General features: G+C 36.8%; 12 protein-coding genes. 7 read left to right on the top strand and 5 right to left on the bottom strand.

The window, feature by feature from the left end:
* Positions 1-96 precede the first annotated feature (96 nt).
* The 6 genes from thpR to WC906_03900 all read left to right on the top strand — a co-directional run bounded on the left by thpR (position 97) and on the right by WC906_03900 (position 5,285).
* Positions 97-639 carry an RNA 2',3'-cyclic phosphodiesterase gene (gene thpR, locus WC906_03925; GenBank protein ID MFA5777561.1) on the top strand — a complete coding sequence of 181 codons (543 nt, stop codon included), beginning with the start codon at positions 97-99 and terminating at the stop codon, positions 637-639.
* 83 nt (positions 640-722) lie between these two features.
* Entirely contained in the window at positions 723-1,157 is a 435-nt protein-coding gene (locus WC906_03920; GenBank protein MFA5777560.1) for a YerC/YecD family TrpR-related protein, read from the top strand.
* A gap of 51 nt (positions 1,158-1,208) precedes the next feature.
* A complete protein-coding gene (locus WC906_03915; GenBank protein MFA5777559.1) occupies positions 1,209-1,961 on the top strand; it encodes a WecB/TagA/CpsF family glycosyltransferase in 753 nt (250 codons plus the stop codon).
* Positions 1,958-2,380, top strand: coding sequence for a hypothetical protein (locus WC906_03910; GenBank protein MFA5777558.1), 423 nt, complete (start codon positions 1,958-1,960; stop codon positions 2,378-2,380). The genes WC906_03915 and WC906_03910 overlap by 4 nt, the downstream gene beginning before the upstream one ends.
* 8 nt (positions 2,381-2,388) lie before the next feature.
* Positions 2,389-3,873 carry a glutamate--tRNA ligase gene (gene gltX / locus WC906_03905; protein MFA5777557.1) on the top strand — a complete coding sequence of 495 codons (1,485 nt, stop codon included), beginning with the start codon at positions 2,389-2,391 and terminating at the stop codon, positions 3,871-3,873.
* A 194-nt stretch (positions 3,874-4,067) separates the two neighbouring features.
* Positions 4,068-5,285, top strand: a complete 1,218-nt coding sequence (locus tag WC906_03900) for a C39 family peptidase (protein MFA5777556.1) — start codon at positions 4,068-4,070, stop codon at positions 5,283-5,285.
* Positions 5,286-5,686: 401 nt separating this feature from the next.
* Here WC906_03900 and WC906_03895 read toward each other — a convergent pair whose 3' ends face one another.
* The 5 genes from WC906_03895 to WC906_03875 form a co-directional block, all read right to left on the bottom strand.
* Positions 5,687-6,100 (bottom strand): GNAT family N-acetyltransferase, encoded by a 414-nt coding sequence (locus WC906_03895; GenBank protein MFA5777555.1) that lies wholly within the window; start codon positions 6,098-6,100, stop codon positions 5,687-5,689.
* A 1-nt stretch (position 6,101) separates the two neighbouring features.
* On the bottom strand, positions 6,102-6,485 hold the full coding sequence (gene nifU / locus WC906_03890) for a Fe-S cluster assembly scaffold protein NifU (protein MFA5777554.1): 384 nt from the start codon (positions 6,483-6,485) through the stop codon (positions 6,102-6,104).
* Positions 6,486-6,612: 127 nt separating this feature from the next.
* Positions 6,613-7,824, bottom strand: a complete 1,212-nt coding sequence (locus WC906_03885; protein ID MFA5777553.1) for a cysteine desulfurase family protein — start codon at positions 7,822-7,824, stop codon at positions 6,613-6,615.
* A gap of 114 nt (positions 7,825-7,938) precedes the next feature.
* Positions 7,939-8,328, bottom strand: coding sequence for an Rrf2 family transcriptional regulator (locus WC906_03880; GenBank protein MFA5777552.1), 390 nt, complete (start codon positions 8,326-8,328; stop codon positions 7,939-7,941).
* A 217-nt stretch (positions 8,329-8,545) separates the two neighbouring features.
* Positions 8,546-9,553 (bottom strand): transposase, encoded by a 1,008-nt coding sequence (locus WC906_03875; GenBank protein MFA5777551.1) that lies wholly within the window; start codon positions 9,551-9,553, stop codon positions 8,546-8,548.
* Positions 9,554-10,048: 495 nt separating this feature from the next.
* Here WC906_03875 and WC906_03870 point away from each other — a divergent pair, with 495 nt between their 5' ends.
* On the top strand, positions 10,049-10,903 hold the full coding sequence (locus WC906_03870) for a hypothetical protein (GenBank protein ID MFA5777550.1): 855 nt from the start codon (positions 10,049-10,051) through the stop codon (positions 10,901-10,903).
* Positions 10,904-10,926 lie beyond the last annotated feature (23 nt).

Here is a 10,926-nt window from a genome sequence, read left to right as displayed (position 1 = left end):
TAGTTGGCATAGATTAGCGTTAAAATTTAGGGTATAAGTTTTATCGACCGTTTCCTTTATTTTAGCACTAATTTGTGATTTAATTAAAATCAGCTAATGCAAAGAAGAATTTTTATCGGCATTAGTTTGCCGGATGATGTCAAAAAACGCTTAAATCAGAGAATTGAAAAATGGAAGGAAATTCCCATTAAGTGGTCGCTTCCTGATAATTTTCATCTGACTTTGTCGTTTTTGGGATTTATTAATGACGAGAGCTTAGCTGAAGTTTGTTTGGCGGTTAAGGAAGCTGCTCAAAACTTCGAGAGCTTTGATGTTAATTTTGAAGGAATAGGAGTTGGTCCGGATCCGGAAAATCCGAAGATAATCTGGCTTTTTGGAGGCGCCAATGAAGAGCTTCGAAAACTGCAAACGGATATCGAAAAATCTTTGGATATTTTTGTGAGTGAAAGAAAGGAATTTAAACCGCATATAACTCTCGGCAAAATAGACAAAGCCAAATGGAAAGCGCTTTCGGAAAAACCAAAAATAGGGGAAAGTTTCAAGATTTCCATTCCGGTAGAAAGCGTGGATGTTTTCGAAAGTAAAATTGAGAAAGGAAGAACGCGGTATACGGTTTTGGAATCTTGTGAGTTAAAGTAAAAAGCATCAAAAACTATTCATGTAGTAAGATTTTCAATACTACAGTATTACAGTATACTGTAGTAAATAACAAATACAAAAATATGCCAGGAAAAGTCAAATATAACGCTTTGTCAGAGGAGGAAAAGAAAAAGTATCTCGGAGAATTTTATTCTATGGTTTCTGTGTTAAAGAATAGGGAAGAGATTAAAAATTTTTTCAAAGATCTTTTGACTCTTAGCGAGGTAGTAATGATATCCAGGAGAATACAGGTAGCCAAAATGCTTTTAGACGGATTTACCCAGGACGAAATAAGAAAAAAATTAAAGATAGGATTCACAACAATTAATCAGGTAGAAAGGTGGCTGAACAATGGATTTGGAGGATACAAAGAAGCAATTAAAAAATACAAAAGTAAATATAAAGAATTAAGCAATTTTGATAAATATGGAGAAGTTCCATTTTCAAGGGAATGGGTTAGAAAAAAATACCCATTACATTTTATGTTAGCTAATATTTTAGCAGCTAAAAAAAAGTAACAATACTACAGTATTACAGTATACTGTAGTGAATTTCTATTTAATCAATCGATGAAAATTTTGGAAGTAAAAGTGGATAATTTGGAAAGAAAAGAGATATTAGATAAAATATCTTGTTTTTTGAGTGAAGATAAGTTCTATCAGATTGCAACTATAAACCCGGAATTTATTTTGAAGGCGCAAAAAGACAATGAATTCAAGAATATTTTAAATAATTGCGATTTGAATATCGCGGATAGTATCGGGATAAGATTTACTTTTTGGCGATTTGGAGAAAAATTAAAATGCCGTATGATGGGAATTGATCTGATGATGGAAATTTTGAAAATCTCCAATGAAAAAAAGTTGAGAATATATTTAGCAGCCAATAGCGGGGGGTTAAGCGGTTGGGAAGAAACGAAAAAGGCTATTTTAAAAATTTATCCGGACTTAGAGATTTATGGTACCAATATCAACTGTCATTCCTGGCTTGACCAGGAATCTACGCAGTCAATTGATGTAAGTGTAGATTCCCGCTTTCGCGGGAATGACATAGTCGCAGATATTGTTTTCTGCAACTTCGGCGTGCCATTTCAAGAAAAATTCCTGAATAGCTTAAAATGTGCTAATATTAAGCTAGCCGTCGGAGTAGGGGGTAGTTTTGACTATATGACTGGCAAGCTGAAAAGAGCGCCAAAATGGATGCAATTTTTTGGTGTTGAATGGCTTTGGCGATTGATACTTCAGCCAAAAAGAATTGGCAGAATTTTCAACGCAGTAGTAATTTTTCCAATAAAGATAATTTTTTATAAAAAAATAATATGACAACAAAAACCAAGCTTATTCGAACAATTTATTTGTATGTGGCGGCGCTAGTCAGTTTGATATTTGTGGCTGTTGGAACGGGAACAATTTTAAATACCGTCCTTAAGGCGTATGTTTTTCCCAAGGCGGAAAAAGGCGGATACAGTCGATGCAATCAACAGCCACCGGTTTATGCTTTGGATAAAAATTCTTTAGCCGAGGTAGCAACGACTGATCAAAAAATACAGCTTGATAATTTATTAAAAGACTATGAACAGTGGAAAAAGGACAACGCTGAAGGGGAGTGTTATAGCCAAGAAAGACAAAACAATGTCGTAAATGCACTCACGATGATGATCATTGCTTTGCCGATATATTTATTTCACTGGAGACTGATCAAAAAAGATAAAGAAGAAAAAGAGGAAAATAATATTGCTTAATAAATTTTATGAATAAAGTCAGAGTCAGATTTGCGCCGTCGCCGACGGGATATATGCACGTCGGTAATTTTCGCACCGCTTTGTATGGATATCTTTTTGCCAAACAAAACAATGGCGATTTTATATTGCGCATCGAAGACACCGACCAGAAAAGATATGTTCAAGACGCTTTGGAAAAATTAATTCATATTATCAACTGGACTGGGTTCAAATATGATGAAGGAGTTTTTGTTGAAGATGGAAAGGTAATCCAAAGAGGAGATTTTGGCCCATATATCCAATCGGAAAGATTGGGATTATATAAAAAATATGTTGAGCAATTGATAGCAAATGGAACAGCCTATCGATGTTTTTGCACTCCCAAAAGATTGGAAGAAATGAGAAATCAGCAAACGGCTGAGAAAAAAGCGCCAATGTATGATCGCTATTGCCTTAAGCTTTCGAAGGAAGAAGCTGACAAGAAAATTGCTGATGGGGAAAAATATGTCATCCGGCAGAAAATAAATACAGAAGGCGTTACTGAATACAAGGACATTATTCGCGGAAAAGTTAGCATTAAGAACGAACTTCTGGATGATCAGATACTTATGAAATCTGACGGCTATCCCACCTATAATTTTGCCAATGTTATCGACGATCATTTAATGGAGATTTCTCATGTCATTCGCGGAGAAGAATATGTTTCCAGTACGCCGAAATATATTCAGCTCTATCAGAATTTTGGCTGGGAAATTCCAAGATTTGCCCATTTGCCGCTGCTCCTCAATCTTGACAGATCGAAATTATCGAAAAGGCAGGGCGATGTTGCCGTGGAAGATTATATTAAAAATGGATATCTCAAAGAAGCGATAATTAATTTCGTAGCGCTTTTGGGATGGAATCCGGGGCAGGGTAGCACCAGGGAAATTTTTCTTTTAGAAGAATTGATTGAAGAATTTAATCTGGAAAAAGTACATAAAGCGGGAGCGGTTTTTGACGTTAAAAAATTGGATTGGATCGATAATCAATATATCAAAAAAATGTCCGCTGATGAGCTATTCGAAAAAGCACGGAATTTTTTTGAGCAAAAAGATTTTTTTGTGAATGCAAAACCGGAAAGAAAAACTGAAGAATATCTGAAAAAAGTTTTAACAGTCGAACAAGACAGGCTCCAAAAATTATCCGAGGTGGGGGAGAGCAATCAATTCTTTTTTAATGATAATCTGAATTATTCCAAAGATGATATTCGCTGGAAGAAAAATACTGACGAAGAAACAAAAATATTTCTCGAAAAATCTTTAAAGGTTTTGGAAAATATTTCCGAGTGGAAAAAAGAAAAGATAGAAGAAGAACTTTTAAAAGAGGCAGGAGAGAAAAGAGGGGATTTACTTTTTCCGCTTCGTTGGATTTTGACCGAACAAAAGTTTTCTCCGACTCCATTTGAAGTAGCTTGGGTTTTAGGAAAGGAAGAGAGCCTAGCTAGAATTAAAAAAGGATTAGAATTATTTAAATAATTTCCTATGTCATTCCTGCGAAACTTGTCCTCGAGAAATCGGGGAGCAGGAATCTACACTTCCGTAAATTCACTAGCGTAGATTCCGGGTCAAGCCCGTAATGACATAAATAATAAGCTAATAATATTAAAAAATATATAAATATATTTAATGGAAAAATAAAGATAACCGTTTTAGGGTTGTCAATTTTGTTTTTGTCAATTTTTATATCATTTAAATATATTAAGGCTGACACAGCTAGCGATACGGCTCAAAAAATAAAAGACCTTGAAGAAAAAGCCAAGATATATCAGCAAATAATCGATATCAAACAAAAGCAACAGGACACCTTAGAAAATCAAATAGCTCTTCTGGAAGCCGAGGTAAATAAGCTGGAAAATGAGACAGAACTAAAGAAGAAAGAGATTGAAAATTTGAATATGAAAATTAATAAGTTGGAAAATCAGATAAATGAAACAGAAGTTTCCATAGAGCTTCAAAGAAAGATTTTGGGAGATCTTTTACAGGTTTATTATGAAAATAAAGATCAAGATGTAGTTGCAGCTTTTCTTAGCAATAAAAATTTGTCATCTTTTATGGCCAGGGATGACAGGCTAGTTCAAGTAGAAGATAAAACAAATGAAATACTTAAAAATATAAAATCGCTTAGAGACGGGCTTCAAAATGAAAAAAAATCAGTAGAGGATAAAAAGAAAGAAGCGACCGATTTGTTTTACGAGCTTCAGGAGAAGAGTTCTGAGCTTAACGACAAGAGGGATCAAAAAGAAGCGCTTGTTTTTCAGACAGAGGGAGAGCAGGCAAAATACGAAAAACTCTTGGAGAGAGTCGAAGAGCAGAAACAGGAACTTGTAAATATCGATGAGCTGGGTGCTGGCCTTTCGGCTGATTCGTATTCAAAGCCCCCTTCTTCCGCATCTGCTTCAGCCAGTTGGTATTATTCACAAAGAGATTCGCGCTGGGGAGATCAGAATATCGGAAACACGAAAACCAAAATGAAAAGTTATGGCTGCGCAGTTACGGCAGTAGCAATGGTTTTTAGTTATCACGATGATTCAATTACTCCTGGAGCCCTTGCTCGTAAAAAAATATTTAGTTCCGATCTTATCAATTGGCCGTCATCTTCTTTTGGAGGAGAAATTTCTCTTAGCGGAGGATATTCTCATGGGAATATAAACTGGAGCACAATTGACAGTGAACTCAAGGAAAAAAATCCGGTGATTGTTTATATTAAAAAAACCAAAGGTTCCGGGGGGCACTACGTCGTCATTCACACTAAGATGTCCAACGGAAAATATGTTGTTCACGATCCCTACTGGGGTGCAAATTTATATTTGGACACTTCAAAGGCTTTAGTCGGATCGCTTAGCCCTTCAAGCGGAACCAAGATTGACCAGATGATCATTTACAAATAACTTTTTATCTTCTGTTTCCTTTGGTAGCAAAGAAAGCAGATAGAAAGAAACTGCCCGCTAAAATTATAAGTGTTTTTTATTTTTTTAAAAAATTAGCAGGGGAGTCTTCACTGGAGGAGAGGATGAAAACAATTTAAAAATAAAAAAATTATTTATTATTATTTTTTATTTTAAGCATGGGGGAAAAAGCAGGCAGAACGTGTGTGGAGATAGGGAATTATAAATATATTGCATAACGCAATATATTTATATTTTAACTTGGGATAGAAGTCTTAAAAGTTTTAGATATTTTGGAAATAGAATATTTATAACGTCGCAAAAGGTATAATGTGCGACGTTCTCGATATAGAGAAAACCGCTTGTTTAAGGATATTGCCTGATAAGCGGTTTTCTTGTATCTATTAAAGCTCTAATTTGAACACCCCTGTTTCCATTAGCTCAAATCCCATAGATTCATATAATTTCCTCGCCTCTTCTCTCTTAGGATTGCTGGTAAGATTTATTATTTTTATTTTTTTATTTTTAGCAATCATAATTAATTCTTCAGTAATTTTTCTTCCGTGGCCTTTGCCTCGATGTTCTTCATGCACAACCACATCTTCAATTCTGGCCACAAAGCCCTTGGTTGGAATTTGGTGTAAGATCAATGACCCAAATCCGATTACTCTGCCGTCATGCTCCAAAATTATACAATGGATGCCTCTATCCTTAATTAAGGATTTAATATTCAGCTTGATCGGTTTGCCGGTAAGCTGCTTTAAAAGTTTCCGTAACCCTTTCTCATCGTTGGTTTTTAGTTTTCGAAGTTTTGACATATTATTTTTTATTTTTATAATTTTCAATTGCTTTGCGAAGTGCGTCGGCTGCAAGGTTTGAGCAATGCATTTTGGTTGGCGGAAGTCCTTCTAATTCATTCGCGACATCTTGGCGGGTAATTTTTTCCGCTTCTTCAAGAGTTCTGCCTTTAGCTAAATCAGTGACCATTGATGAAGTGGCAATGGCTGCTCCGCATCCCAGAGTTTCAAATTTAATGTCTTCGATAATTTCTTCTCCTTTTTTGTTTTTGGCAACTTTAATATAAAGCTTCATGATGTCTCCGCAGACCGGATTGCCGACCGTGCCAATTCCATCGGCATTTTTAATCACGCCTTGATTATGAGGCTTGGTAAAATGCTGGATTACTTTTTTACTATAAGGCATATAAATAAAAATTTTCAATTTTCAATTTACTTGTTTTCAATCAATACTCAATTTTCAATTTTAAAAATTTTGAAAATTAAGTAATTGAAAATTTATTGTAAATTGATCATTGATCATTGAAAATTAATTAGTTAAAATCTTTAAGCACGCTTCCTGATATCTTCCTTAGTTTGCTTACTATTCCTGCCAGCTTATCAAAAGCATAATCAATTTCCTCTTTTGTTGTATCTTTACCTAACGTTAATCTGAGGCTTCCGTGGGCTTGTTCAGGTTTGAGTCCGAGCGCTAAAAGCACATGGGATGGTTCGAGTGTTCCAGAAGAGCAAGCTGATCCAGTCGAGGTCGCGATACCTTCCATGTCGAGCGACATCACCAAACTCTCCCCTTCCACATTATCAAATCGGAAGTTAATATTATTTGGAGATCTTTTTTCTTTTGATCCGTTTAAATATGAATTCGGAATTTCTTTCAGAACTTTATCGATAAAATAATCTCTTAATTTTGCAGTTTGTGGGTTATGGCTTTTAGTTTCTAACAATTCAATGGCCTTGCCAAGGCCGACTATACCAGGAACATTATGCGTTCCGGCTCTCATTCCAAATTCTTGCTCTCCTCCATCCTGAATTTTTGCAATTGGTGTTCCCTTTTTGATATACAAGGCGCCGATTCCTTTTGGTCCGTAAATTTTATGTCCGGAAAGTGAAAGCATGTCTACTCCTAATTTTTCTACATCGCAATTAAAATAGCCTGCAGCTTGCGTTGCATCGGTATGAAATAAGATTTGAGATCTGAGATCTGAGAGTTGAGAATTATGGTTCCTTATCAGTTCTCCGATTTCGGCAATCGGCTGAACGGTTCCGATTTCATTATTGACATACATTATGGAAACTAAAATCGTGTTTGGTTTCAGAGCATTTTTAACATCTTCCAATCTCACAATTCCCTCTTCGTAGGTTGGAAGATATGTTACTTCCGCTTGTCCGGATTTTTCCAAAAACTTTATTGTTTCCAAAACGCAGTGATGTTCGAAAACAGTGGTGACAATGTGCGGTTTTGTCTTGGTGTCTTTATTAAAATAAAAATATTTTTTGATAACCCCTTTGATTGCCAGATTATTGCTTTCCGTCGCGCCGGAAGTGAAAATTATTTCTTCCGGATCAGAGTTCAGAAAATCGGCTGCTTGTTTTCGAGCTTTGTCTATTGCTTCCAGTGCCTCTTGTCCGAAGCCATGGATAGACATCGGATTGCCGAATTTTTCCGAAAAATATGGAAGCATTGCTTTCAAAACTTCCGGATCAACTTGGGTAGTGGCAGCATTGTCGAGGTATATTTTTTTCATGAAATATTTATGTCATTCCGAGCGATCCCGCTTAGCGGGAGAGTCGAGGAATCTAATTAGATCTCTCGACTGCATGTCGCGGCGACATTTCGCTCGAGATGACAGCGTAATAGTTTATTTTATTAAATCTTTTAGTTTTATGGAATATAATGTTTTCTTTATTTGGGTCTGCAGTTTCGTCCAGACAATGCTGGAAGCGCAGGAGCATTTTGCGTCGCACTTTCCGCTGGCGCATTCCATTGGAACAATTGGTCCGTCCAAAATTTCAATAATTTCTCCGACTTTAATATTTTTTGGATTTTTAGAAAGCGTATATCCGCCCTCTCTCCCCTTCTGGCTGGTAACTATTTTATTTTTTTTTAAAGCCCTGAAAAGCTGTTCCAGATATTTCAAAGATATCCCCTCTTCCTTGGAGATTTCCTGGAGACTTTTTTGCTGGGGATAGATTTTAGCCAGATTGACCGTCGCGCGGAGGCCATATCCAGCCCGGGTAGAGAATTTCATATTTAATAACCTACTAACTTACTATGCTTTAAGGATACGAAATATTTCAATTTGTGTCAAGAAAAAACGCGCTTCAAGATTTTACCTTAAAACGCGTTATTGGAAGACATTTACTTTATAATCCACAAATGGACATATGAACTTTAGTCTTCCACCTTATTTAAGAAAGAACAAAGCATCCATAGTCTATGAAGACATGATGACGATAGTTCTTCTTTTATATTCCTTCAAACCTCCTCCACTCTCGCCAGATGTATTCTAAGAACTTCTGGCCGATGTAGCGGCATCCTTTAAGATGAATATGCCCGTCGGTAAAATATTTCTTTTTTTCTCCGCCAATTTCCTTGATGACTACTTCGGGGAACTTCGAGCGCTCAAAGGCTTTGCGCTGAATGAGTCGCTCTTTCCATTCAGGATTTGTTCCTCTATTTACTTGGTTAGTAAAAAGAAAAACTCCCTGTTTGAGAAACTTGTTGCAGGCAAAAACTTCCCCCTTCTTTCTCCTTTGTGCGGAGCCGTCCTCAAAAAATCCGTAACCGGAATAATTCTTGAGCTTGGCTGGCGTCGAAAAACGTCGAATGTCCTGAATGCCATACATAATTCTCCCGGCAATCACGGGACCGACGCCTTTTATCGGTTCAAATATCGCCTGATAAAGAGGAACTTTTCTGATGAATTTTTCCATCTCCTTGTAGATTTTTTTCTCCTCTTCAATGGCACCCAAAAACATTGGGTGCTCGGCGATTTGTTTTCGAAGTGCTTTTTCGAGATCGGCGACGGGTTCTCCCCTAACCAAAAGGTCGTCAGCCATTGTAAGAAAAAGTCTCTGCTCGGCCGGTTTTCTGATATCGTCCTGGACTACATAATACTTCTGTAGCATCAGTCCGATTTTGAGAATATCAACGTCCTTGGCGGCAACCGGATAGAATAACTCCGGTGTGTTCTGCGCTAACTCAAGCATGAGTTTGGCATCATCTTTCTTGTCGTTGCCGTTTCGCCAGCTGGAAAAAACAGTAGTCGGAATTCGAAAAACTGAAATATCTTTCTGAACGCAGGACAGTGCAAACTTGTCTGCGCCAGCTCCGAATTCCAGATACACTGCATCTTCAGGATTCAGAGAATTAACAAACTCGATTTTTTTACTAACATCATCGAGTGTGATAGTCTTTCCTTTTTCCGTGACCACCACTGCCTTTTTCATCCCATAGTCAATACCATACTGCATTTGACACCCCCAAATTGAATTTTTAGTCCCGAAGGACATTATTAATGAATAGTGTTGAGGACAACAATCAAGTAGTCTTGCGACATCCGAAACCTAGTCCCCAACACTTAATGCATTTTTAATGAGCGCTTGAAAACAAATGAACCCTAGTATTCATTACAACTGTGCAGTAGTTTCCAAGCGCCCGGAATTTTCAAAGGTTGGCAGAAAACATCACAAAGTTAGTTTTTTCATCCTCCTTATAGTTTTCTGTCAATCAAAAAGATAGGAGGATAGCAACGCAAGGATAGTTTTGAAAACAGCTGCCAACTAGCTATCCTCCAGTAAAATTGTCAATGAGGGCTTAATTAAAAATATGGGAGGCTAAAATTATCGATTTGTGGCATACTAAAGCGGTAAATTAACCATTAGTTACAATGCTACGAATATGTTACTCAAAAAAAATGTCCGAGATGTAATCTGTCCAGGGTAAAAAAGAATGGGAAACGAAGAGGATTGCAAAGATACAAATGCCAAAAATGCGGATTGCAATTTCAAAGCAAAGAACGTCCTAGCAGACAAAGAAAAGTTTTATGGAATCAATATGTTTGGGGGAAACAAACACTTAATCAATTATCGGCAACATTTAAAAAATGCGTTCCGGTTATCCAAAAAGAGCTGGACGGACACGTGTTGGAAAAACACGACGTATCTCCGCAACCGTTAGTGCTCATTGCGGATGTAACATTTTTTGGAAGAAGTTACGGGGTGCTAGTGTTCAGATCCCCGCTGCTTAAAAGAAACATATATTACAAAGAAATTACCCGAGAAAATCCAGAGATCTACAGACAAGCGAAGATTGAATTAGAAAACAAAGGATTTACGATAAAAGCCATTGTTTTAGACGGGAAAAGAGGCATACGCGAGGTATTTCCAGATATTCCTGCCCAGATGTGCCAATTCCATCAAACAGCTATTCTCAAGCGATATTTAACGTCAAGACCGAAAACTGAAGCTGGAAAAGAATTACGAGCAATAGGGCTAGCGCTTAAATTTTTAACTGAGAAAGATTTTTTAATACTGCTGGAAGAATGGTATACAAGGTGGAAAGATTTTTTAAAAGAAAAAACTTTTGCAGCTGATGAAAAACATTGGAATCATACTCACCGAAGAATGCGCTCCGCCTATCGAAGCTTAAAAACAAATACGCCGTTTTTATTCACATATCAAAAATATCCGGAACTGAAAATTCCTAATACTACTAACTCGTTAGATGGATTTTTCGGAAAAACAAAAACGCTCCTGCGTGTCCATAAAGGATTGACGCAAGAGCGCAGATACAAGATAATTCAGGAAATTTTAGAAAAATAGCCTCCCAATTATTTAATTAAACC

The organism is Parcubacteria group bacterium (assembly GCA_041657845.1).
Classification (GTDB): domain Bacteria; phylum Patescibacteriota; class Minisyncoccia; order Moranbacterales; family JAKLHP01; genus JAKLHP01.
This window is presented reverse-complemented; position numbering and strand designations above follow the sequence as displayed.